This is a genomic window from Pseudomonas sp. SDI, assembly GCF_003105155.1.
Taxonomy (GTDB): Bacteria; Pseudomonadota; Gammaproteobacteria; order Pseudomonadales; family Pseudomonadaceae; genus Aquipseudomonas.
Map to the genome: position 1 here is coordinate 1 of NZ_QETK01000036.1, position 24,073 is coordinate 24,073.

General features: G+C 64.7%; 22 protein-coding genes. 7 read left to right on the forward strand and 15 right to left on the reverse strand.

Annotated elements, in window-relative coordinates; genetic code table 11:
* Positions 1-280 precede the first annotated feature (280 nt).
* From DCO48_RS19825 to cbiE, 3 genes are read right to left on the reverse strand one after another with little or no spacing between them, the layout of a single operon-like run.
* A complete protein-coding gene (locus DCO48_RS19825; protein ID WP_165840807.1) occupies positions 281-1,003 on the reverse strand; it encodes a cobalt-precorrin-6A reductase in 723 nt (240 codons plus the stop codon).
* Positions 1,003-2,097, reverse strand: coding sequence for a cobalt-precorrin-5B (C(1))-methyltransferase (locus DCO48_RS19830; protein ID WP_116552302.1), 1,095 nt, complete (start codon positions 2,095-2,097; stop codon positions 1,003-1,005). The genes DCO48_RS19825 and DCO48_RS19830 overlap by 1 nt, the downstream gene beginning before the upstream one ends.
* On the reverse strand, positions 2,090-3,301 hold the full coding sequence (gene cbiE / locus DCO48_RS19835) for a precorrin-6y C5,15-methyltransferase (decarboxylating) subunit CbiE (RefSeq protein WP_116552303.1): 1,212 nt from the start codon (positions 3,299-3,301) through the stop codon (positions 2,090-2,092). Before cbiE ends, DCO48_RS19830 begins: the two co-directional genes overlap by 8 nt.
* A gap of 117 nt (positions 3,302-3,418) precedes the next feature.
* Here cbiE and cobG point away from each other — a divergent pair, with 117 nt between their 5' ends.
* The 7 genes from cobG to DCO48_RS19870 all read left to right on the forward strand — a co-directional run bounded on the left by cobG (position 3,419) and on the right by DCO48_RS19870 (position 10,057).
* Positions 3,419-4,744 carry a precorrin-3B synthase gene (gene cobG, locus DCO48_RS19840; RefSeq protein ID WP_116552304.1) on the forward strand — a complete coding sequence of 442 codons (1,326 nt, stop codon included), beginning with the start codon at positions 3,419-3,421 and terminating at the stop codon, positions 4,742-4,744.
* Entirely contained in the window at positions 4,741-5,367 is a 627-nt protein-coding gene (locus tag DCO48_RS19845) for a precorrin-8X methylmutase (RefSeq protein WP_116552305.1), read from the forward strand. Before cobG ends, DCO48_RS19845 begins: the two co-directional genes overlap by 4 nt.
* A complete protein-coding gene (locus tag DCO48_RS19850; protein WP_116552338.1) occupies positions 5,367-6,098 on the forward strand; it encodes a precorrin-2 C(20)-methyltransferase in 732 nt (243 codons plus the stop codon). Before DCO48_RS19845 ends, DCO48_RS19850 begins: the two co-directional genes overlap by 1 nt.
* Positions 6,098-7,798 (forward strand): precorrin-3B C(17)-methyltransferase, encoded by a 1,701-nt coding sequence (gene cobJ, locus DCO48_RS19855; protein ID WP_116552306.1) that lies wholly within the window; start codon positions 6,098-6,100, stop codon positions 7,796-7,798. Before DCO48_RS19850 ends, cobJ begins: the two co-directional genes overlap by 1 nt.
* 123 nt (positions 7,799-7,921) lie before the next feature.
* On the forward strand, positions 7,922-8,629 hold the full coding sequence (locus tag DCO48_RS19860; RefSeq protein WP_116552307.1) for a hypothetical protein: 708 nt from the start codon (positions 7,922-7,924) through the stop codon (positions 8,627-8,629).
* A gap of 62 nt (positions 8,630-8,691) precedes the next feature.
* On the forward strand, positions 8,692-9,372 hold the full coding sequence (locus tag DCO48_RS19865) for a hypothetical protein (protein ID WP_116552308.1): 681 nt from the start codon (positions 8,692-8,694) through the stop codon (positions 9,370-9,372).
* A 28-nt stretch (positions 9,373-9,400) separates the two neighbouring features.
* A complete protein-coding gene (locus DCO48_RS19870; RefSeq protein WP_116552309.1) occupies positions 9,401-10,057 on the forward strand; it encodes a hypothetical protein in 657 nt (218 codons plus the stop codon).
* Between the two features lie 6 nt (positions 10,058-10,063).
* On the opposite strand, the gene DCO48_RS19875 is transcribed toward DCO48_RS19870, so the two are convergent.
* The 12 genes from DCO48_RS19875 to accC form a co-directional block, all read right to left on the reverse strand.
* Complete coding sequence (locus DCO48_RS19875; RefSeq protein WP_116552310.1) at positions 10,064-10,660, reverse strand: MarC family protein; 597 nt, start codon at positions 10,658-10,660, stop codon at positions 10,064-10,066.
* Between the two features lie 39 nt (positions 10,661-10,699).
* Positions 10,700-13,480: a hybrid sensor histidine kinase/response regulator gene (locus DCO48_RS19880; protein ID WP_116552311.1), complete on the reverse strand. Its 2,781-nt coding sequence runs from the start codon at positions 13,478-13,480 to the stop codon at positions 10,700-10,702.
* A gap of 135 nt (positions 13,481-13,615) precedes the next feature.
* Positions 13,616-14,911: a phosphoribosylamine--glycine ligase gene (gene purD, locus DCO48_RS19885; RefSeq protein WP_116552312.1), complete on the reverse strand. Its 1,296-nt coding sequence runs from the start codon at positions 14,909-14,911 to the stop codon at positions 13,616-13,618.
* A 161-nt stretch (positions 14,912-15,072) separates the two neighbouring features.
* Complete coding sequence (gene purH, locus DCO48_RS19890; protein WP_116552313.1) at positions 15,073-16,680, reverse strand: bifunctional phosphoribosylaminoimidazolecarboxamide formyltransferase/IMP cyclohydrolase; 1,608 nt, start codon at positions 16,678-16,680, stop codon at positions 15,073-15,075.
* Between the two features lie 82 nt (positions 16,681-16,762).
* Complete coding sequence (gene fis / locus DCO48_RS19895; protein WP_003186237.1) at positions 16,763-17,083, reverse strand: DNA-binding transcriptional regulator Fis; 321 nt, start codon at positions 17,081-17,083, stop codon at positions 16,763-16,765.
* The gene (dusB, locus tag DCO48_RS19900) at positions 17,080-18,093 is read right to left on the reverse strand and encodes a tRNA dihydrouridine synthase DusB (protein WP_116552314.1); all 1,014 of its coding nucleotides are present in this window, start codon (positions 18,091-18,093) and stop codon (positions 17,080-17,082) included. Before dusB ends, fis begins: the two co-directional genes overlap by 4 nt.
* Positions 18,094-18,314: 221 nt before the next feature.
* Positions 18,315-19,655 carry a DUF3426 domain-containing protein gene (locus DCO48_RS19910; RefSeq protein WP_116552316.1) on the reverse strand — a complete coding sequence of 447 codons (1,341 nt, stop codon included), beginning with the start codon at positions 19,653-19,655 and terminating at the stop codon, positions 18,315-18,317.
* A gap of 40 nt (positions 19,656-19,695) precedes the next feature.
* Entirely contained in the window at positions 19,696-20,574 is an 879-nt protein-coding gene (prmA, locus tag DCO48_RS19915; RefSeq protein WP_116552317.1) for a 50S ribosomal protein L11 methyltransferase, read from the reverse strand.
* Between the two features lie 103 nt (positions 20,575-20,677).
* Complete coding sequence (locus tag DCO48_RS19920) at positions 20,678-20,971, reverse strand: hypothetical protein (RefSeq protein WP_116552318.1); 294 nt, start codon at positions 20,969-20,971, stop codon at positions 20,678-20,680.
* Positions 20,972-21,355: 384 nt separating this feature from the next.
* Entirely contained in the window at positions 21,356-22,081 is a 726-nt protein-coding gene (locus tag DCO48_RS19925) for a DUF4225 domain-containing protein (RefSeq protein ID WP_116552319.1), read from the reverse strand.
* Complete coding sequence (locus DCO48_RS19930) at positions 22,078-22,563, reverse strand: Hcp family type VI secretion system effector (protein ID WP_116552320.1); 486 nt, start codon at positions 22,561-22,563, stop codon at positions 22,078-22,080. Before DCO48_RS19930 ends, DCO48_RS19925 begins: the two co-directional genes overlap by 4 nt.
* A gap of 152 nt (positions 22,564-22,715) precedes the next feature.
* Positions 22,716-24,071, reverse strand: coding sequence for an acetyl-CoA carboxylase biotin carboxylase subunit (gene accC, locus DCO48_RS19935; protein WP_116552321.1), 1,356 nt, complete (start codon positions 24,069-24,071; stop codon positions 22,716-22,718).
* Positions 24,072-24,073: the final 2 nt, after the last annotated feature.

A 24,073-nucleotide genomic window follows, 5' to 3' on the forward strand; every position in this document is an offset into this window, starting at 1 on the left:
TCATCGGTGTAGTTACGGCGAGTACTTGGGTACATGGCAACCTCCAAGAGAGCGACTTAAGTATCGCTTCTTGGCGTCCGTTGTCACGGGACAGGCCCATGCTTACTTTTTTTTTCGACTGAAAAAAAGTAAGCCGCCGTCAGGGCGGAAGGGGCCGGCAGCCTCGCCACGGCAAATGGATATGCCCCCCAAGATCAAGCGCATCGCCGGCAAGGCCGGTTCCCGCAGAGGCGTGTCGGGGCCCACAGCAGAGTGTCCGCCCCAGCGGGAATGGGCAGCTCTAACGCAGGCCAGTCAACGCCTCCAGCATCTCGTCAACCGTGAAAAACTCCCGCGTCACGGCCGGCAACTGCGGCCGCCGCAGAATCAGCACCGGCAGCCCAAGCTCCCGCGCCACCTCAAGCTTCGGTTCGGTGGCCTGGCTGCCACTGTTCTTGCTGATTAGCACATCAATCTGCCGCCGGGCAAACAACGCCCGCTCATCCTCCAGCAGGAAGGGCCCGCGCGCCCCGATCACCTCACAGCGCGCATTGCCTGCACAGGCTTCCAGCGCCCGCAGCGTCCAGAACTGCGCCGGTGGGATCTCCTGCAGATGTTGCAGGGGCTCCCGTCCAAGGGTAAACAGCGGCCGGCGAAACGGCTTCAGTGCCTCGATCAACCCGGCCCAGTCGTCCACTTCGCGCCAGTCGTCGCCGGCTTGTGCCTGCCACGCCGGCCGGCGCAACGCCCAGCACGCCACTCCGGCCAAGGCGGCCGCCGTGGCCGCGTTACGGCTGATCTGCGCCGCGTATGGATGGGTCGCATCGATCAGCAGCCCGATCCCCTCATCACGCAGATACGCCACCAACCCCTCGGCCCCGCCGTAACCGCCGACCCGCACCTGGCAGGCGAGATCCTGCGGCACCCGGCCGACTCCGGCCAGGCTGTAGACATGCTCGGTGCCCAGCCGCCGGGCAATCGCCAGCGCCTCGCTCACCCCGCCCAACAACAGAATCCTGCGCATCAGACGACCCCCGCCGTGCCTACAACCCCGCCCTGACGGTCGATGGCAAACACTTCCACCGTAACCTGTGCCGGCACCACACTGCGGGCAAACGCCAGGGCATGTGCGCACACTGCGTCGCCCAGCGCCACCCCGGCGGCACTGGCCAGCGTCAGCGCCTGCTGGCTGGTATTGGCTGCCACCATTGCCGCCTGCAACTCGGCATCCGCGCCAATTGCCGCTGCCCACCCGGCCAACTGCGGCAGGTCGATGCTCGAATGCCGGCTGTGCAGGTCCATATGCCCCGCCGCCAGCTTGCTGATCTTGCCAAAGCCCCCACAGATGCTCAGCTTGGCCACCGGCACCTTGCGCAGGTGCTTGAGCACCGCGCCGACAAAATCGCCCATCTCGATCAAGGCGATCTCCGGCAGGTTGTACACCCGGCGCATGGTGTCCTCGCTGGCATTGCCGGTGCACGCGGCAATGTGTTCGTAACCGTTGGTCTTGGCCACGTCGATGCCCTGATGGATCGAAGCAATGTACGCCGCACAGGAGAACGGCCGGACAATCCCGCTGGTGCCCAGAATCGACAACCCGCCAAGGATCCCCAGGCGCGGGTTCATGGTCTTGAGCGCCAGGCTCTCGCCATCCTGCACGTTCACCGTCACCTCGAAGCCACCGCCATAGGCACACTCCAGCGCCAACGCCTGCAAGTGTTCGCTGATCATCTTGCGCGGCACCGGGTTGATCGCCGGCTCGCCGACTGCCAGCACCAGGCCCGGGCGGGTCACGGTGCCGACGCCTTTGCCGGCGACAAAGCGAATGCCCGGCGTTGCCAGCAAGCGCACCTGGCTATAGAGCAGCGCGCCATGGGTCACGTCGGGATCGTCGCCGGCATCCTTCAGGGTGCCGGCCTCGGCGCCGTCGTCGAGCAGGCGACAGAACTCCAGGCGCATCTGCACCTGCTTGCCCTTGGGCAGGGTAATGTGCACCGCGTCGTTGCGCTGCCCGCTCAACAGCAGGCGCGCCGCCGCGAGGCTGGTGGCGGTGGCGCAGCTGCCGGTGGTCAGGCCGCTGCGCAGCGGCGCCGGCTGTTCGGCGGTTTCGTCACGCATCGTATGCCTTGACCACGTCGAGCAGGGTGATCGGCAAGGCCTGGCGCCAGGTATCGAAGTCGCCCAACGGCTGCGCCTGGGCAATGTGGATACGTGTCAGCTCGCCGCCATGGCGCTCGCGCCAGCTCATCAGCAGGGTTTCGCTTTGCAGGGTGACGGCGTTGGCCACCAGCCGGCCACCGGGGCGCAACTGCGCCCAGCAGGTGTCGAGCACGCCTTCGCGGGTGACCCCGCCGCCGATGAAAATCGCATCGGGTCGCTCCAGCCCGTCCAGCGCCTGCGGCGCCCGGCCACGCACCAGGTGCAGGCCGGGCACGCCGAGGGCGTCGCGGTTGCGTTCGATCAGGTGTTGGCGGCCCTCGTCGGCTTCGATCGCCAGCGCCCGGCAGCTCGGGTGTGCACGCATCCATTCGATACCTATGGAACCGGAGCCGGCGCCGACATCCCAGAGCAACTCGCCCGGCTGCGGCGCCAGCCGCGCCAGGGTGATCGCGCGGACATCGCGCTTGGTGATCTGCCCGTCATGCGCAAAGGCCGAATCCGGCAGCCCGGCCAGCGGCGACAGGCGCGGCGCATCGGGCGCCGCGCGGCAGTCGATGGCCACCACATTGAGCGCCGCCAGTGTGTCGGCCTGCCAGTCCTGCGCGAGCCCGTCGATACGTCGCTCGGCGGCCCCGCCGAGGTGTTCCAGCACACTGATCCGGCTCGGCCCGAAGCCACGCTCGCGCAGCATGGCGGCCAGCGCAGCGGGGCTGTCGCCGTCGTTGCTCAGCACCAGCAGACGCTGGCCGCCGTACAGGTGCGCAGCCACTGCCGCCAGCGGACGGGCGACCACCGACAGGGTGACCACGTCCTGCAACGGCCAGCCGAGTCGCGCCGCCGCCAGGGAATAGGAGGAGGGCGCCGGCACTACGCACAGCTCGGCGCTATCGAGTTGGCGAGCGAAGCTGGCGCCGACGCCATAGAGCATCGGGTCGCCGCTGGCCAGCACGCATACCGGCTCGCCGCGCAGCGCCAGCACCGGCGCCAGCGAGAATGGGCTCGGCCAGGCCAGGCGTTCGGCACCCAGGCAATGCGGCAGCAGGTCGAGCTGGCGCGGCCCGCCAAACACCCGGGTGGCCCGCAGCAGCGCCCGCCGGGCCTGCTTGCCGAGGCCACTGAAGCCGTCTTCGCCGATTCCTACTATGGTCAACCAGGGCGCCATGCCGTTCCTCTTTTACGGGCCAATCCGACCGGCAGGCTTATCCTGCCAGCGGACAAAGCAGGCATAATACCGCGCCTTCCTGCTGCCAGCGCCTTTTGACGATTACCGGGTGATCATTTGAACCACGCGAGCACCACCCCTGCCCTTCGCCCCTCGGCTTGTCCGGGGTTGTGGCGTATCGTCCAGGCGCTGGACGGCGGCATCTCGCGGATCAAGCTCGACGCCGGGCGCCTCAGTGCGGCCCAGGCGGTGGCCGTGGCCGACGCCGCCGAGCGCTTTGCCGGTGGCGTGATCGAGGTGACCAATCGCAGCAACCTGCAGATCCGCGGGATCGGCAGCGACCACGCCGGGTTGATCGAGCACCTGCTGCAGGCCGGCCTCGGCCCGCGCGAGGCGGCCGGCGACGACGTGCGCAACCTCATGCTCAGCCCGGCCGCCGGGCTCGATCCGGCCATGCGGGTCGACACCGGGCCGCTGGCGGCGCAGATTCTCGAATCGTTGCAAACCACGCCACGCTTCCATCAGCTTTCAGCCAAGTTCGCCGTGCAGCTCGACGGTGGTGAAGACCTGGCCATGCTCGGTCACGCGCACGACCTGTGGCTGTCCGCCGTTGAGCTGGACGGCGCGCTATGGTTGGCGTTCGGCCTGGCCGGCTGCCCGGCCGACGACGCCCCGCTGGCCGCCGTACCCTGGGCCGACGGCCATGCGCTGGTACTGGCGCTGCTGCATCGTTTTCTCGACCTGGCCAGCGCCGAACAGTCGCGCATGCGCCAGTTGTTGGCGACGACCGACGTCGAAACCTTCCTGCAGGCACTGCCGCTGCCGCTGCGCCGCGACGCCGCCGTGCGCGACTGGCGCCGCCAAGGGCGTGACGCCGCATTGCATCTGGGAGTCTATCCACAGCGTCAGCCCGGCCGCGTCTGCGTGGGCGCCGCCGCACCGCTGGGGCGCCTGAGCGCGGCGCAGTTGCGCGGTGCTGCCGAGGTAGCCGAGCACCTGGGCGACGGCACCTTGCGCATGACCCCGTGGCAAAGCCTGCTGCTGCCGAACATTGCCCTGGCCGAGGCCGATGCGGCACTGGCGGCCGTGCAGGCGCTGGGGCTGATCGGCGATGCCACGGCACCGCTGGCGCAGATGGTGGCCTGCACCGGCTCCGCCGGCTGCGCCAAGGCCCTGGCCGACACCAAGGCCGACGCCGTGCACCTGGCCGGCCTGCTGCGCCAACCCGGCGCGGTGGCCAGTATTCACCTCAGTGGTTGCCCGCGTTCCTGCGCGCTGGCGCACACTGCCCCGGCCACCCTGCTGGCCGTCGGGCCCGGTCGTTACGACCTGTTCATTCACCACCCGGCCCAACCGGGCCCGGGCGCGCCAGTTGGGCGCAACCTGACATTGGAAGAGGCGGGCGCAGCACTGGACGCCCGCTCACGGAGCAAACCTCGATGATTGATTACATCCGCGACGGCCAGGAGATTTATCGCAACTCCTTCGCCATCATCCGCCAGGAGGCCTGCCTGGAGCAGATTCCGGCCGACCTGGAAAAGCTCGCGGTGCGGGTCATCCATGCCTGTGGCATGGTCGAAGTGGTCGACGCCCTGCGCTTCTCGCCGGGGGCCGGCAAGGCCGGGCGCGACGCGTTGGCCGCCGGTGCGCCGATCCTCTGCGACGCACGGATGGTGGCCGAAGGCATCACCCGCGCGCGCCTGCCGGCGAACAACGAAGTGATCTGCACGCTCAAGGACGACAGCGTTCCGGCGCTGGCCAGGGAACTCGGCAACACCCGTTCGGCGGTGGCCCTGGAGCTTTGGCGGCCGTACCTGGAAGGCAGTGTGGTGGTGATCGGCAACGCACCGACTGCGCTGTTCTACCTGCTGGAAATGATCGACGCCGGCGCGCCGAAGCCGGCGCTGATTCTCGGCTTCCCGGTCGGCTTCGTCGGTGCGGCAGAATCCAAGGCGATGCTCGCTGCCGACAGCCGCGGCGTACCGTTTGTGATCGTCGAAGGCCGCCGTGGCGGCAGCGCGATGGCCGCCGCCGCGGTCAACGCCCTGGCCACGGAGGTCGAATGATGCAGGCCCGCGGACGTTTGCTCGGCCTGGGCGTGGGCCCTGGCGACCCCGAGCTGATCACCCTCAAGGCCCTGCGCCTGCTGCGCGAGGCGCCAGTGGTGGCGTACTTCGTCGCCAAGGGCAAGCGCGGCAATGCCTTCGGCATCATCGAAGGCCATCTGCAGGCCGAGCAGACCCTGCTGCCGCTGGTCTACCCGGTCACCACCGAGGCGCTGCCGGCGCCGTTGTCGTACGAGCAGGTGATCAGCGATTTCTACGATGCCGCCAGCCTGGAAGTGGCCGCGCACCTGGACGCCGGCCGCGATGTGGCGGTGATCTGCGAAGGCGACCCGTTCTTCTACGGCTCTTATATGTACCTGCACGACCGCCTCGCCGAACGCTATGACGCCGAGGTGATTCCCGGCGTGTGCTCGATGCTCGGTGGCGCCTCGGTGCTCGGTGCGCCGCTGGTGTACCGCAACCAGAGCCTGTCGGTGCTCTCTGGCGTGTTGCCGCACGACGAGCTCAAGCGCCGCCTGGCCGACGCCGATGCGGCGGTGATCATGAAGCTGGGGCGCAACTTCCCGAAAGTACGCGAGGTGCTGGCCGAGCTCGGTCTGGCCGAGCGCGCGCTGTATGTCGAGCGCGCGACCATGGCCAACCAGAAGATCGTCGCCCTGGATGCGGTCGACCCGCAGTCCTCGCCGTACTTCTCGCTGATCATTGTTCCCGGTGAAAGGTGGCAAGGCTGATGACCCGTAAAGCACCGGCCATTGTCATCCTCGGCAAGGGCAGCCTGGCCACCGCGCGCAAGCTCCAGCAGTTCTACCCGGACGCGCTGATTTACGGTCTGGCCGGCCGCGTCGAAGGCGTCGAGCGCAGCTATCAGGAATTCGGCGCGACGCTGCGCCAGCTCTACCAGCAGGACACGCCGATCATCGCCCTGTGCGCGGCCGGCATTGTCATCCGCAGCCTGGCCAGCGTGTTGCTGGAGAAGGGCGCCGAACCGCCGGTACTGGCCGTGGCCGAGGACGGCAGCGCGGTGGTGCCGCTGCTCGGCGGGCTCGCCGGGGTCAACGTGTTGGCGCGGGAAATCGCCGCCGGCCTGGGGGTGGCTGCCGCCATCACCACCAGCGGTGAACTGCGTTTCGGCACCTGCCTGCTCAACCCGCCCAGCGGCTATGCGCTGGCCGACCTGGAGCTGGGCAAGCGGTTCGTCTCCGATCTGCTGGCCGGCGAGAGCGTGCGTATCGATGGCGCCGCGCCGTGGCTGGAACAGGCACAACTGCCGCAGAACGAGCAGGCGCAGTTGGCCATACACGTGGGCTGCGACGCCCGCGAGGCGAACGCCAACGAGTTGGTGATCTATCCGCGTTGTGTGCTGGTGGCGGTGAGTGCGGCGCTGCCGGCGCTGGCCAACGCCGTGCGCGCGGCGCTGCGTGAGGCGAAGATCGCCGAGCCGGCGCTGGCCTGCCTGCTCGCCAGCGAAGACGAGATGGCCGCGCCGGCCCTGCAGGCTGCGGCGGCCGAACTCGGGGTGCCGCTGCGCTTTGCTGCACCGGCGGCGTCGGTCAGCGAACTGGCTGCCCAGGCGCTGCCGCAGTTGCTCGCGCCGCAGCCGGTGGGCGACGGCCTGGCGATTGCGGTGGCCGCCGAACCCATCGACCCGCAGCAGATCGGCCGCGGCCGTGGCCGCCTGGCGGTGATCGGCCTCGGCCCGGGCGCTGCCGAGCTGATGGTGCCGGCGGTGAAAGCCGAACTGGCCCGCGCCAACGATGTGCTCGGTTACGAAACCTACGTGCGCATGGCCGGCCCGTTCCGCGCCGATCAGGTGCTGCACTGCACCGACAACCGCGAAGAAATGCAGCGCGCCCGCCACGCCTTCGAGCTGGCTGCGCAAGGACGTTCGGTGGTGGTGGTGTCGTCGGGCGACCCCGGCGTGTTCGCCATGGCCGCCGCCGTGCTGGAAGCCCTGCATGAGTCGAGCGAACCGAGCTGGCAGCGGGTCGAGCTGGAAGTACTGCCGGGGGTGTCGGCGTCGCTGGCGACCGCCGCGCAGGCCGGCGCACCGCTGGGGCATGACTTCTGTGTGCTGTCGCTGTCGGACAACCTCAAGCCCTGGGCCATCATCGAGCAGCGCCTCGACCTGGCGTCCCAGGCCGACCTGGCCCTGGCTTTCTACAACCCGATCTCGCGTTCGCGGCCGTGGCAGCTTGGCCGCGCCCTGGAAATCGTCCGCCAGCACCGCACGGCGGACACCCCTGTAGTCCTTGGCCGCGACATCGGTCGTCCGGGGCAGACCTTGCGTGTGCTCCGTCTCGGCGAGTTGACCCCGGAGCAGGTCGATATGCGCACCATGGTGCTGATCGGCTCCTCGACCACCTGCACCTTCCCTCGCGCCGACGGCGGTGAATGGGTCTACACCCCGCGCTGGTACGGGCAGAAGCCCTGACCGGGCAAGCGCTCCTGAGCGGGAAGCCATTCTCGGCAGACGCCCGCCGGGGCCTTGTTTAGCTTGAGCGCCGGAGCCCCACAAGGGTTCCGGCACCCAACTCAAACAAGGAAGCCCCCCAGCATGAGTGACACTCCCGAGACGCCCCGCAACGATTCCCCCCAGGTCGACGTGGTCGGCGGCGAAATCGTTTCCTTCGTCCAGGGCATGAGCCTGGCCCACCGCGACGCGGCCAAGTTCAGCCATCTGTTCTGCACCCAGGCGGCCAACGCCGAATACAACCCGAGCACCGAAGGCCAGGCTTGGTTCGAGTTCTACCTGCAAACCATGGCGGCCTGTGGCTGGGCCACGATCAACTTCAGCTACAGCAAGGAAGTCGCCAGCGGGCAGAAGCTCAAGGTCGACAACCTGCTGGTCAAGGCGGTGCAGGTGGGCGCGGCCTTCGTCGCCAGCGGCGGCACCCTGGTCGCCGCGCTGCCGGCAGTGGCCGGCGGCGCCCTGAGCGCCCTGGCCCAGAGCGAGCAGGCGGTGGCCCTGTTCAAACGCGAAGCCTCGAAGAAGCAGGGCACCTCGCTGAACGTCGCGTCCTGCGGCGAATACCCCAACGGCGAAGTGGTGATGACGGTTGGTGTGGTGCAGTCCGATGCGGTGCCGGCGCACAACGTCAACGTGCTGCTATTCGAGTGGAACAACAACAGCAGCTCAACCTACACCGGCTCCGCTGCGCTGTCGTTCAACAAGCGCCTGTACGACCAGAACAAGGACGTACTGGAAGGCCGCGTAGGCGAGACCGCGCGCACCACCTTGCTCAGCCTGAAACTCAAGCGCTGACTGGCGGCGCCGGGAGGCTATGGCGTCCCGGCGCCACGTTGGGTTCTTACAAGGTATATGCCATGGACCATTACGACTACACGCTCTGGGTGAGCGGCACCAGCCTGATGCTGCTGGCCAACGCGCTCAGTGCCCAGGAAAAGGTCGACGCGTTCGATGTTCAGTTGTTCGCCTGGCTCAAGGCCGAGCAGGACACTGGCGCGTTCACCGCTGCCGACGACTGGCAGCACGATTACCTGAACAGCCAGCAGGGCCTGGGGATGGTGTTCTCCGCCCGCCAGCAACAGCGTAATCCGGCCGCCGCCGGCCGCCGAATCAAACCGTTGGAGGCGCTGCTGCCGGCGCTGCTTGAGGTCTTGCCGGCCACCGAACACGCCGCCGTGCAGGCCAGCCTCAAGGCGTTGCTGGCGCTACCAGCCGGCCATCCCGCTTTGCAGGCGCTACGCGCCGAAGCGGTGCAGGACGGCACGAGCGACGGCAAGACGCCGGGCGCCATCAGCGTCGAACTGCGTGTGGTGCTGCCGGGCGCCAGGGTGTTCGCCAGCAGCCTCTACCTGACCACCCGCGAGTCGCTGGCCCAGGCCTGGCTGGACGCGCCGCTGGCGGCCGATTCGCTTGGGCAACTGCGGTTGTCCAGCTACGTTGGCGAGCTGCACGATGCCACTTTCGCGACCATCCGCAGTGACCTACGCGCCACCCTCAAGGACACCCGCAACTGGTACCTGCTGCAGGCGAAGATCTGAGCCGCGCACTGCCGGCCAAGGAGAACTTATGCAAGACCCCTCGATTCAGGGCGCGAGCGCGGCAGTGGTCGCCGGCAGCCTGTCGGCGTTCATGCCATCGGTCAGCCAGGAGGATCGCGACGATATCCTGCTGGCCAACCTCTATGCCCAGCGCGTTACCCGCGCCGCCCACGCCGAAGGCCTGGTCGGCGATTGGCTGAGTTATTACCGCAATGTGCTGAAGTACCTCGGCTGGGATGCTACGCCAGCGCCGGACACGCGCTTGCCGGGTAAGTCGCGCGAGTCTGTGGTGGACGAGGCGTTGGCGCAGATCGCCCAGCTCGGCGCAGGCGAACTGAGCCTGGCCAATGGCTGGGCCCTCAATGCGCTCAAGCGCGATGGCCCGGCCCTGGCACTGTTCGAACGCAGCGCGCGGGCCAAGCGTGCGGTGAATTTCCAGCTGATGCCCTGCGTGCACCGCCAGGGCCCGTACATCGACATGCTGCTGCACCATCAGCAGTTGGAGGTGAGCGAAAGCACCACGGCGTTCCTGTTCGCCCGGCACTCGTCGGCGGTCAAGCTGCTCACGTCCAGTACCGAGCTGGTGCGCTTCAATGTGCAGTTGTTCCGCCGCGACAAGCGTCAGCAGGTGCAGGCCAAGGTCAGTGCCGAGGACCGTCGCCTGCTGCTGAGCTTGAAGCTCTAGGGCACCCTACAGCGTCAGGTAACCCTTGATCCCGGTAAAGATGATTTGCGCCGCCAGAGCGCAGACGAACAGGCCCATCAGGCGGCTGACGATCTGCAGGCCCTGTTCGCCGAGAATCCGCTCGATACGGTTGGACAGGTACAACACCAGGCCGACGGTGAAGCTGGCCAGGGCGATACTGACGATGGCCAGCAGCTTGTCGTCCCAGTGCGGCTGGCCGACGCCCATGACCAGCAGGGCACCGATGGTGCCCGGGCCCACGGTGAGTGGGATGGTCAGCGGGACGATGGTGACATCCTGCTGCACGTTGTCGCTCTGCACCGCCGACTTGCCCTGGGCCATGCCCAGCGCCGAGATGAACAGCACACTGCCGGCGCCGATGCGGAAGGCGTCCGGGGTGATGCCGAAAATGCCGAAGATCGCCCGCCCGAACAGGTACAGCAGGACGCTGGCGACCAGCACCGCGATGGCCACGTTCCAGGCCAGGCGCCGGCGCTCCTTGGGCGAGTAACCTCGGGTCAGGCTGATGAAGCAGGATAGGACGAAAAACGGGCTATAGAGCACGAGCATCTTCAGGTAAACGCTGAACAACTCATGGAGCATGGTTTGGGCTCGCGACAGAAAGGGGCGGGGAAAGTGTAGTCAGTGTGACAGTGGCATCGTCGCCGGTGCTGCGGTTTCTTGCTCGCGGCGGCCGACCCAGTGTTCGATCAGTTCACGCAGTTGCGATAGCTCCACCGGCTTGGCCATGTGCCCGTCCATGCCGGCCAGCCGCGCGCGTTCCTTGTGCTCGGCGAGAATGTGCGCGGTCAGTGCCACCACCGGCGTCCGTCGCCGGCCGTTGCTGGCCTCCCAGGCACGCAGTTGCTGGGTCGCGGAGAAACCATCGAGTACCGGCATCTCGCAGTCCATCAGAACCAGGTCGTAATGCTGGGCTTTCATGGCCTGCAGGGCTTCCTCGCCATTGCTGGCGGTATCCGGCTCCAGGTTCAGCTTGCCGAGCATGCCGCGGATAACCTTGGTTGAAATGCTGTTGTCTTCGGCGACCAGAATGCGAAAGTCGCGCGGCAGCTCGGACTCGGTGATCCGCTTTGGTGCGGCCATGCCCAATGGCTGGCTCTTGCTGCGCTGGGCGAGTTCCTCGGCCAGGGTGGTTTTCAGGGTGTAGCCAGCCACCGGTTTGGCGAGGATGCGCTTGACCCCGGCATTGCGCGCGATGACCTTGCTGGGCGCATTGCTGATGCCGGTGAGCATCACCAGCAGGATATCGTGGTTCAGGCTCGGGTCTTCCTTGATCTTGGCCGCCAGTTGCATGCCGGTCATGCCCGGCATGTTCTGGTCGAGCAGTACCGCGTCGAAGTAGTCGCGCAGGTGCGCCTTGGTGCGCAGCAGCGCCAGGGCTTCCTTGCCGGACGGCACCGCGCTGACATTCATGCCCCAGGCGCTGCATTGCTGCACGAGCACCTTGCGGCAGGTGTCGTTGTCGTCCACTACCAGTACCCGCGCGCCGCGCAGCGAACCGTCGAGGTCGGTGGCCGGCTGTTCGAGGCTGTGCGGGTCGAGCGGCAGGGTCATCCACAGGGTGTTGCCCTGGTTGTGGCTGGTCTTGATGCCGAACTCGCCCTGCATCAGGGTGATCAACTGCTTGGCGATGACCAGGCCAAGGTGGCCGCCGAGCTTGTTGCTGGAAAGGAAGTGTTTGCTGTGCAACTCGGCCTGCAGCAGCGCATCGCGTTCGGCGGCCGCCATCGGTTCGCCGCTGTCCTGCACCGCCAGGCGCAGGCGCGGGCTGTTGCCGCGCTGGTCGAGGGCGACCACTAGCAGGATCTCGCCCTGGTCGGTTTTCTTCAGGGCGTTTTCCAGCAGGCTCAACAAGGCCTGACGCAGGCGCGTCGGGTCGCCGCTGATCACACGCGGTACCTGCGGCTGGGTGAAACTGATCAGCTCGACATTCTGCTGCTCGGCCTTGGCCCGGAAGATACTCAGGCAGTCTTCGATCAGCGCGTTGAGGTCGAACTGCACGTCGTCCAGTTCAATCTGCCCGGACTCCAGCTTGGAGATGTCGAGGATCTCGTTGATCAACGTCAGCAGTTCGTTGCCGGCGCTGTGGATAGTCTGCACGTAGTCGCGCTGCTTGACCGACAATGGCGTGCCGAGCAGCAGCTCGGTCATGCCCAGCACGCCGTTCATGGGGGTGCGGATCTCGTGGCTGATCTTGGCCAGGAACTCGGCCTTGGCGTTGACCTCGGCATTGCTCGCGGCCAGTTCGCGGCTGACGCTGAAGCGTTCCTCGCTGATGCTGCGCAAGCGTTCGCTGACCGCCAGGTTCAGCAGCAGGCCGGTGAACGCGGTCAGCCCCATGAGGATGAACAGCAGCGACTGCGTCGGCACCCGGGTCAGGCCCAGCAGTGCCGGCAGCACCAGCAGGCAGCCGATGTTGAACAGCAGCATGGCCAGGCCGAACAGGCGTGCCGGGGCGAAGCCCTTGTGCCAGTGATAGCTGCCAACCAGCAGCATGCTGACGCTGCCCAGCGCGACCAGCGCGTAGGTCATCAGGTTGAGCGGCAGGGTGTCGACGAACAGCAGCAGCAGGCCGCACACCGACACCAGTACGATCTCGCCCAGCAGCAGGCGGCTCAGCCGCGGTTGTTCGCGGGGGGCGAAGAAGCGCTGGGTGAACACCAGCCCGCACAGCGTCGCCAGCAGTGCTGTCAGGTAGGCGGCCGGGGTTTGCGCCGAATGCCACAGGCTCCACGGCCCGCTGAGGTTGAGCAGGATCAGTGCGCTGAGCAGCATCAGGCTGTGATACGCCGCCAGCCACAGGCTGGTGGTCGAGCGCGAATAGGCGAAACGGATCAGGTTGTGCAGCACCAGCATGGCCAGGCAGCCAAACAGCAGGCCGAACAGCAACGGTCGGCGTTGGTCGGCAGCGGCGTCCACCGCTGATTGCAGGCTGATGCCGGGACGCAGCTGGTGTTCGCTGACCAGTCGCAGGTAGACGTCCAGCGGCGCATGATTGGCCGGCAGGGAGAGCAGGTTGTCGCTGCTGCCAAGGCCGAGCAGGCCGGTGTCGCTCTTGCGCGCGTTATGGGTTTGTTGCAGCAGGCTGTCGCCGTCGAGGACGTAGAGGTCCAGGCTCGACAGGTCGGGGGCGAACACCCGGACGATCTGTTCCTGGTGGCCGGGCATCAGGCGATAGTGCAACCACAACGCCTGGCCGGGTTCGGCGGCATTGAGTTGCGAGAGTTCGAGAGGGCTGAATTGATTGCGGTAGCGTTCGGAACGCACGTCGCTAAGTTGCAGGCTGGCCTGATCGTCGAGCAAAACTGCCCAACCGCTGCCGGATTCGGCCAGGGCCGGATGCAGGCAGAGCAAGGTCAGCAGGCTGACGGTGAGACCAATGGCAATCCTGAGCCAACGCACGACGATATCCTTTCCTAGCTGAAGGCCGGTGTACAACTATGCGCGGCACGCCAAGGCGAAGGCAAGGCCCCTGCGGGGCCTTGACGACGATCCGGGAGCAGGGCGCAGCGCGCGCCACCGCTCCAGGGCATGCGCTTATTCCTGATGTTCACCGCGCTCGCGGGCAATCGCCCGGTAGCCGATGTCGGTGCGGTAGAAGCTACCCTCCCAGCTGATCTCGGCGGCCAGGCGGTAAGCCTGCTGCTGGGCCGACTCGACACTGCTGCCCAGCGCGGTCGCGCAGAGCACGCGGCCACCGGCGGTAACGACCTGGCCATCCTTCAGCGTGGTCCCGGCATGGAACACCTTGCCTTCGATCTGCGCAGCCTTGTCCAGGCCGCTGATTACGGCACCCTTGGCGTAGTCGCCAGGGTAGCCGCCGGCTGCCAGCACGACGCCCAGGCTTGGGCGTGGGTCCCAGGTGGCTTCGACCTTGTCCAGCGCCTTGGCGAACGCGGCTTCGATCAGCAGCACCAGGCTCGACTCCAGGCGCAGCATGACGGGTTGGGTTTCCGGGTCGCCGAAGCGGCAGTTGAACTCGATGACTTTCGGGTTGCCGGCTTTGTCGATCATCAGCCCGGCATAGAGGAAGCCGGTGTAGACGTTGCCTTCTTCGGCCATGCCACGCACGGTTGGCCAGATCACCTGGTCCATCACGCGCTGGTGCACGTCGGCGGTCACCACGGGGGCCGGCGAGTAAGCGCCCATGCCTCCGGTGTTCGGGCCGCTGTCGGCGTTGCCGACGCGCTTGTGATCCTGGCTGGTGGCCATTGGCAGGACGTTCTTGCCGTCGACCATGACGATGAAGCTGGCCTCTTCGCCGTCGAGGAACTCCTCGATGACCACGCGCGAACCGGCGTCGCCGAAGGCATTGCCGGCGAGCATGTCGCGCACCGCGTCTTCGGCTTCGGCCAGGGTCATGGCGACGATCACGCCTTTACCGGCGGCCAGGCCGTCGGCCTTGATCACGATCGGTGCGCCTTTTTCGCGCAGGTAGGCCAGGGCCGGCTCGATCTCGGTGAAGTTCTGGTAGTCGGCGGTGGGAATCTTGTGCCGGGCCAGGAAGTCCTTGGTGAAGGCTTTGGAGCCTTCCAGCTGGGCCGCACCGGCGGTAGGGCCGAAGCAGTCCAGGTTACGGCTGCGGAACAGGTCGACGACGCCGGCAACCAGCGGGCCTTCCGGGCCGACGATGGTCAGCTGGACGTTGTTCTCGGCGAAGTCGGCCAGTTGCTCCAGGGCGGTGACGTCGATGGCAACGTTCTCGCACTTGGCTTCAGTGGCGGTGCCGGCGTTGCCAGGGGCGACGAAGACTTTCTCGACGCGTGGGTCCTGGGCGACTTTCCAGGCCAGGGCGTGTTCGCGACCGCCGCTACCGATGATCAGAATTTTCATTGGGGCTCCTTCGGAGACGCTGCAAGCTGCAAGCGGCAAGCAAGAGCGGGAGTTGCCCTTGTCATAACCTACAACTTCAAAATTAGGGGAGCTGCACCGCAAAAAAGAGCGAACTACCGCTCTTTCTTGCCGCTTGCAGCTGAAAGCTTGAAGCTAACCGCTTAGTGACGGAAGTGACGCATGCCGGTGAAGACCATGGCGATGCCGGCTTCGTCGGCTGCCGCGATCACTTCGGCGTCGCGCATCGAGCCGCCTGGCTGGATCACCGCGGTGATACCGACCTTGGCCGCGTTGTCGATGCCGTCGCGGAACGGGAAGAACGCATCCGAGGCCATGACCGCGCCCTGCACTTGCAGGCCGGCGTGTTCAGCCTTGATCGCAGCGATCCGCGCCGAGTTCACCCGGCTCATCTGGCCAGCGCCGACACCGATGGTCTGGCGGCCCTTGGCGTAGACGATGGCGTTGGATTTAACGAACTTGGCGACTTTCCAGGCAAAGATCAGGTCGTGGATTTCCTGCTCGCTCGGTGCGCGCTTGGTCACGACCTTCAGGTCGCCCTCGGTGATCATGCCGATGTCGCGGCTCTGCACCAGCAGGCCACCGGTGACGCGCTTGTAGTCCCAGGCAGCGGCACGCTCGGCCGACCACTCGCCACAGGCCAGCAGTCGCACGTTGGCTTTGGCGGCGACGACGGCACGGGCTTCTGCGCTGATGCTCGGAGCGATGATCACTTCGACGAACTGACGCTCGACGATGGCCTTGGCGGTTTCGCCGTCCAGCTCACGGTTGAAGGCGATGATGCCGCCGAACGCCGACTCGGTGTCGGTGGCGTAGGCCAGCTCGTAAGCCTGACGGATGCCGCCTTCGGCGTCCGGGCTGACGGCCACGCCGCAGGGGTTGGCGTGCTTGACGATGACGCAGGCCGGCTTGACGAAGCTCTTCACGCACTCGAGCGCGGCATCGGTGTCGGCCACGTTGTTGTACGACAGCTCTTTGCCCTGCAGTTGCACGGCGGTGGCGATACCGGCTTCGGCCGGCTTGGCTTCAACGTAGAACGCCGCGCTCTGGTGCGGGTTCTCGCCGTAGCGCATTTCCTGAGCCTTGATGAACTGGCTGTTGAAGGTGCGCGGGAATTCGCTGCGGCCTTCGGTGCTCAGGGTCTCGGCGGCCTGATTAACGGTGCCCATGTAGTTGGCGATCATGCCGTCGTAGGCGGCAGTGTGTTCGAACGCCTTGAGCATCAGGTCGAAGCGCTGGGCGTAGGTCAGGCCGCCGGCTTTCAGGCTTTCCAGCACCTGGCCGTAGTCGCTGGCGTTGACCACGATAGCGACGTCCTTGTGGTTCTTGGCCGCGGAACGAACCATGGTCGGGCCGCCGATGTCGATGTTCTCGATCGCGGTCGGCAGGTCGCAACCCGGTTTGGAGATGGTCGCTTCGAACGGGTAGAGGTTGACGGCGACCAGATCGATCGGCTTGATCCCGTGTTGCGCCATGATCGCGTCATCGGTGCCGCGACGGCCGAGGATACCGCCGTGGATTTTCGGGTGCAGGGTCTTGACCCGGCCATCCATCATTTCCGCAAAGCCGGTGTAGTCGGCGACTTCGACTGCGGCAACGCCGTTGTCCTGAAGCAGCTTGAAGGTGCCGCCGGTAGACAGGATCTCCACCCCGAGTGCTTGCAGTTCACGGGCGAATTCGAGGATCCCGGTCTTGTCGGAGACGCTGATCAAGGCACGGCGGATCGGCAGGCGGGTAGTCTGGTCGGTCATTTCAGATTCCATAACGCGGTGGAGTCAGCAAAAAAGGCGACCTCATCGAATGGGAGCCGCCTTTTCTGGTTTGGATTCGTGCTTACAACAAGTCGTACTGCTTGAGTTTCTTGCGCAAGGTGCCTCGGTTGAGCCCGAGCAGCTCGCTGGCCTTGGTCTGGTTGCCCTTGACGTAGTTCATCACGCTTTCGAGCAGGGGGGCTTCGACTTCGGAGAGGACCAGGTTGTACACGTCCGTGACAGCCGCACCCTCGAGGTGCGCGAAGTAGTTGTGCAGCGCCTTTTCCACGCTTCCGCGAAGGGTCTGACCCTCTTCGCTCGGGGTGTTCAGGTGCTGTTTCAGGTTGACGTTGTCGCTCACGGGCGTTGTTCCACTCACTAAAGTCTCGGTCATCATCGTCATGCGGCCACCCCTTGTCCGTCCTCTGTCTCAAGGCTCTGATCACATTCGCGCAAGAAGCTGCGAACGTCGGCGCACTGCGCGTGTGTATCGTCCAAACGATTGAAGCGGGCACGAAACTCCTTGGCGCCCGGTAATGTTGCCAGGTACCAGCCGACATGCTTACGGGCGATACGAACGCCCATCACATCGCCATAAAAGGCGTGTAGCGCGGCCAGGTGCTCCAGCAGAATCTGTTCCACTTCATCCAGGCCCGGCGCCGGCAGCAATTCGCCGGTGCGCAGGTAATGCTCGGTCTCGCGAAAGATCCACGGACGCCCTTGGGCAGCCCGGCCTATCAGCAGACCGTCGGCGCCGGTGGCAGCGAGTACCTGTCGGGCCTTCTCTGGCGAAGTGATATCGCCATTGGCAAAAACCGGAATCGACACCGCCTGCTTGATTGCCGCGATGGTGTCGTACTCGGCTTCGCCGGTGTACAGGTCGGCGCGTGTGCGGCCGTGGACGGCCAGCGCCTGAATGCCAGCCTGCTCGGCAATTTTTGCCACGATCAGGCCGTTCTTGTTCGCCCGGTCCCAGCCGGTGCGGATTTTCAGCGTCACCGGAACGTCGACGGCGGCAACCACCGCATGGACGATCTCGCTGACCAGTGCTTCATCTTTCAATAAAGCAGAGCCTGCCGCCTTGTTGCAGACTTTTTTTGCCGGGCAGCCCATGTTGATGTCGATGATCTGCGCGCCCATCTCGACATTGGCCCGGGCCGCGGCCGCGAGCATCTGCGCGTCACCGCCGGCGATCTGCACCGAGCGTGGCTCGGGATCGCCTTCGTGAATCATGCGCAGACGCGACTTGCGGCTGTTCCACAGGCTCATGTCGCTGCTGACCATCTCCGACACCACCAGGCCTGCGCCCATCCGTCGGCAGAGCTGACGGAAAGGTTGGTCCGTGACCCCGGCCATGGGGGCGAGGATCAGGTTGTTCTGCAGTGTGTATGGGCCGATGCGTACCGCCGACATAGGAGTTCCCTGTTGTGGGGCCGGATCATTAGAGTTCGAAAAAGGGTGGGCATGATACCCGCTCTCGGTGACCGGATAAAGGTCGATTTGGATAAAATCTGAACAACTGCGGCGTTAGAACTTTCAGCGTCTAGCGGCAAGCTTCACGCTGCAAGAAAAAGCAGTGTGGTGATTCGGGCTGCTTTTTCTTGACGTTTGAAGCTTGTCGCTCGCGCCTGCTTCTATTCCGGCGAGCGGAAACTGAGGCTGTAATTCACCGCTTTCGGACCCGGATCGAGAATGTCCAGGGCGATGTGGATCGGGGTCTGGCTGGGCATTTCACCCTTGCCCGCCAGCTCGCCGCTGAGGTACTCGCCAGGCTTGAAGCGACGGCTGGCAATCAGCTGGCCGTTGAGGTCGGCAAAGCGCAGTTCGAGCAGCGGGAACGGCTGGGTGAATGGCGCACGGTTGTAGATGATCGCGTCGACGATCAGCGCGCCGCTGAAGTCCGGGTGGCTGCGCACCACCAGGTTGCTGCTTTTGATCCGCGAGATGTCGACCTTGGACGGCACCTTGCAGCCGAGGGTTGGGCAGACCTGCTGGAACCACGGGCGGTACTGGTCCTGGCGCGCCAGCTCGTCGAAATGGTAGGCGATGTACTGCCCGGCCAGTGCCGCGGCGGCGAGCATGATCAGCAGGCTCCAGAGCAGGCGCCGACCCCAGTTGCTGCGGGGTTTTTGCCAGTCCAGTTGCAGCGGGTCGTCGACCAGGTCGACCAGGGCCTCCTTGCGCGAGCGCTCGGGTAGTGCACCCAGCGCCGGCTCCTGGCGGCTGTGCGGGTCGAGGTCTTCGTCGATGTCGTCGTCGCGCGCCGATAGGCGCTGCTCGATCACCGGCTCGTGGGCTTCGTCATGCTCTGGGTGATGCTCTGGTGCCAATGGTTTGACCGGCGGCTCGTCGTCGAGATCGCCAAGGTCGAGCGACAGCGACGGCTCGGTGCGTTCGCCGGGCAGCGGTGCCTCCGGCGGTTCGGACTCGATCAGCGGTGGCTGCGGCTCGTCGCGCAACTCGGGTTCGAGTGGCGTGGCCTCGCGCTCGTCGGCAGGGGTGCTGAACAGGCTGTCGGGGAAGTCGCTGTCGTCATGATCGGGGCCATCGCGGCGTGCGCTGAGGCTGTCCTCGCGGTGCGCTGCGGCCTTGAATTCGAGGCTCGGCTGGATCTCGCGCTGTTCAAGGCGGGCGAGTTCCTGGTCGAGGTCGAGCTGGTCGAGGTCCAGTGCGGCGGCGTCCCAGCCCCGTGGGCTGGGTGCCTGCGCGGCGATCGGGTCCTGCGGTGGTTCGACCGGTGTTTCCACGGGGGGAGGCATTACCTCCGGCGCGTTGACGGCTGGCGACGTTACAGTCGCTGCGGCGACGGCGGGCACGGTTTGCGCCACGCTCTGTTCGAGCAACTGCTTGGCGGCGTTGAACACCTGCAGGCAATTGCCGCAGCGCACCACGCCGCGGGCCACGCTCAGCTGATTGTGGCTGACGCGAAAGCTGGTCTGGCAATGCGGGCACTGGGTGACGAAACTGTCGGTCATGCGGCGATCCGGAGTAGGCAGAGATCTATTCTAGGCGCACTCAGCGGCGGCGACCACTGATGCGTACCCAACCGTCGCGCACGGCGATCGGGTCCAGGTCGAAGTCCTTGGCGTAGGCGGCGGCAACCTCGTCGCCCTGTTCGGCGAGGATCCCCGACAGTGCCAGCAGGCCACCTGGACGAACCAGCCCGGACAACTGTGGTGCCAGCGATACCAGCGGCCCGGCGAGGATATTGGCGACCAGCACGTCGGCCTGCATGGCGGGCATGTTTTCTGGCAGGTACAGGTCGAACAGTTCGTCGGCGATGCCATTACGGCCGGCGTTGTCGCGCGAGGCCTCGATGGCCTGCACGTCGATATCGGTACCGACGGCTTTGCGTGCGCCCAGCAGCAGGGCGGCGATGGCGAGGATGCCCGAGCCGCAGCCGAAGTCGAGGACTTCGGTGCCTTGCAGGTCCTGGCCGTCGAGCCATTCCAGGCACAGGGCGGTGGTCGGGTGGGTGCCGGTACCGAACGCCAGGCCCGGGTCGAGCAGCAGGTTGACCGCCTCCGGCTCTGGAGCGGCGTGCCAGCTTGGCACGATCCACAGGCGCTGGCCGAAGCGCATCGGCTGGAAGTTGTCCATCCAGCTGCGTTCCCAGTCCTGGTCGGCAATCACTTCGGCCTGGTGCTCGGGCAGCGCGGCGCCGGTCAGCAGTTGCAGGTGGGCGAACACCGCCTCAGGCTCGGCATCGGCTTCGAACAGCGCGAGCAGGTGGGTGTGCGACCACAGTGGGGTGGTGTTGAGGTCCGGTTCGAAGATCGGCTGGTCTTCGGCATCCATGAAGGTCACGGACACGGCGCCGACTTCGAGCAGGGCGTCTTCGTAGGTTTCGGCTTGTTCCGGGCTGATGGCCAGACGTACTTGCAGCCAGGGCATGGCGGGCACCTTTGGAGGAGTTCGTTGAGGCAGCGCGGGAGGGCTGCGAGAAGCGCGCCAGTTTACTTGAGTGTGAGGGGTTTGTCTGGTGGGGGTGGGCGGTTTAGAACCAGCGCTTTGGCTTCCATTGGACGGGGCTGGCGAAGCTGTGTAGCAATAGCGCGACCAAAGCGATCCAGCCGATTGCAGGGTGCTCTTTCAGCAGGGCGGGGTAGCAACCAATGAATAGCAAGTAGTCCCGGTCCACCAGTCGGAAATAGTAGGTGATAAAAAACAGGTTATAGGCGGCGCATAAAAAGAACTGCCAGAACTTTAGGCCGTCGCCTGAAAAGCGTGCCCTCAGCAGGAATGCCACAGTCAACGCTGCGCTTGCTAGAGCAAGGAATAGCCAGGTCATTTTCAGGTGGTTTTCTGATGAGGGGCTTTCAGCGGTTGCGTCATCGGCGTTTCCAGAAATTTCGCTGTTGTTTGTGGAGGTGGATTACCAGGCTTCGCGGGTCTGTTGTTTCGATTTTAATTGGGTAAATCGCGGGTTGCCATAACGCAGCACCCAGGGCAAGAAATATTATGAAAGGATATTGTTCGCAGGTATTTGAAATATCCCCATAGAAAAATAGCTTTTCATAAGTAGCGACATTGAGATTTAGGGATATGAAAAAGCCATTAAAGCCGAAACAAAATAGCTCAGTCGATAAGCTAAGCCTGGGTGTCGAAAATCTTTTCTTCAAATATTTCGACGCGATCAGACCAAAAAAAATCGCGGATATATAGAGCATCAGGATCATTTCTGTGACTCTTCAACGATCTGATGGATACTGATGCTGTCTGCCCATACTTCAGTGCCCAATGCCCATCGGCTCATTACCCTAAAGCTTCTTACGCGGTCATTGGGTATGTGCCGGAATAACCGCCATGCTCCCGGCTTGACTGACAGTTTCATCAGTGTGTAGGCCGAGAGGCTCAGGTCTACCGAGGCGTAGGCGATGTTTCCTGTGCTTTTGTCCCCTCCAGCGAACTCGGCGGCAGCTTGGTAACCCTTTCGTACTATGCCTTCGGCGTCTGATTGGCCGGTGTACAGGTTCACCCCGTTCTCGTAAATGTTGTTCGCACCATGCGCCAGCAGTGGAAGGCCAACGGGGATGCACAAGGTGAATCGAGTTTTGAGGCAGATTTCTATACCGCCAGTGATTTGGCCGACGCCAGCCACTAAGCCAACCAGTTTATTGGCGGTGTCGCGGGTTATTCTAGCTAGCTTGAGCGACGCGAAGCGCAGTTCTACTAGGCCCTGGTCGGCAGATTTGACACCTGAGTCGACAGCGCTCGTTATTTTTTTCGCAAAATGTGCCACATCCCGGTTGAAGCGCATTCGCAAACTACGATCTTCCAGAAGACGAGCACTTGAAGTACATGCCTGTTTGGTCAAGCGAACGGCCGCGTCGCTGACATCCCAATAATCAGGAGTGCCCAGCCGATAATCCAGGCGATAGGGCGAGGGCCTTCCATTCATCCTGTCGCTCCCCAAGAAGCAGAGCCGGTCGTGCTCGCCTGGTGATGCTCCCAGCAGATGTTCTGGTAGCGCAGGGTTAGCTGTTCCTGAGGCTCTATATCGCTGTGCTCTACTGAGTCGGGGACATCGATTTCAAGGCTGGCCAACAGGCCACCCTCAATCTTGATGGTGTAGTACTTTTCGTGAGTGCCGCCGGGAGAGGTGCGGTAAAGATCGATCGTGCATTCGACTTCCTCCCGGTCGGCCAAGGCCCTAGCCAGTAGTGGAGAAGACTTGTCGATGTGCTTGGTGATGCGAATCGGCGCGTGAGTGGCGCGCGTGGTGTTGCCGATGTTGGCCATACCATGGCTGATCGCGACGACCAGGATTTCGTCGGTATGCCCGCTCTGGCACTTGTTGCCGATGGATTCCTGGGTGGAACAGCCGGCGGAGATCAGGCCCTGAGTCTTGCCGGTGATAGTCATGTAACTGTGATTGGCCATGCGCGCTACTCCCTGTAGTCAGAGTGCGCAGGGTAGTGCCTGGAGATGTGCGGTGGATGTAGGGCATTTCTGAAATTGACGTTACAGGCTTTTTTCCAGGCAAAAAAAGACCCCGGCTACGGGGCCGGGGTCTTTTCTACATCACCCTGAAATCACTCCTGGTTAGCCAGTTTGTGTTCCAGATAGTGAATGTTGACGCCGCCTTTGCAGAAACCTTCATCACGCACCAGGTCGCGGTGCAGTGGGATGTTGGTCTTGATGCCGTCGACGACGATCTCGTCCAGGGCATTGCGCATGCGTGCCATCGCTTCGTCACGGTCTTTACCGTAGGTGATCAGCTTGCCGATCAACGAATCGTAGTTCGGTGGAACCGCGTAACCGCTGTACAGGTGCGAATCGACGCGAACGCCGTTGCCGCCCGGCGCGTGGAAGTGCTTGACCGTGCCTGGGCTCGGAATGAACTTCTTCGGGTCTTCGGCGTTGATCCGGCACTCCAGCGAGTGACCACGAATGACCACGTCGTCCTGGGTGTACGACAGCTTGTTACCGGCGGCGATGCTGAGCATCTCCTTGAGGATGTCGATACCGGTCACCATCTCCGATACCGGGTGCTCTACCTGCACACGAGTGTTCATCTCGATGAAGTAGAAGCTGCCATTCTCATAGAGGAACTCGAAGGTACCGGCGCCACGGTAGCCGATGTCGATGCACGCCTTGACGCAGCGAGCGAAGACTTCCTGGCGGGCCTTCTCGTCGATGCCCGGTGCCGGTGCTTCTTCCAGTACCTTCTGGTGACGACGCTGCAGCGAGCAGTCGCGGTCGCCGAGGTGGATGGCGTTGCCCTGGCCGTCGGACAGTACCTGAACTTCCACGTGACGTGGGTTGGTCAGGAACTTTTCGAGGTAGACCATCGGGTTGCCGAACGCCGCACCGGCTTCGGTACGGGTCAGCTTGGCCGAGGCGATCAGGTCCTCTTCCTTGTGCACGACGCGCATGCCGCGACCACCACCGCCACCGGCGGCCTTGATGATCACCGGATAGCCGACTTCACGGCCAATGCGCAGGGCTTCTTCTTCGTCTTCCGGCAGCGGGCCGTCGGAACCTGGCACAGTCGGCACGCCCGCTTTGATCATCGCGTCCTTGGCCGATACCTTGTCGCCCATCAGGCGAATGGTGTCGGCTTTTGGGCCGATGAAGGCAAAGCCGGACTTCTCCACCTGCTCAGCGAAGTCGGCGTTTTCTGCCAGGAAGCCGTAGCCAGGGTGAATGGCGGTGGCCCCAGTCACTTCTGCCGCGGCGATGATCGCCGGGATGTGCAGGTAGGACTGGGTGGCGATAGCCGGGCCGATGCAGACCGACTCGTCGGCCAGGCCCAGGTGCATCAGTTCGCGGTCAGCCGTGGAGTGAACCGCGACGGTCTTGATGCCCAGTTCTTTACAGGCACGCAGGATCCGCAGGGCGATTTCACCGCGGTTGGCGATCAGGACTTTTTCCAACTTCGCAGACATCG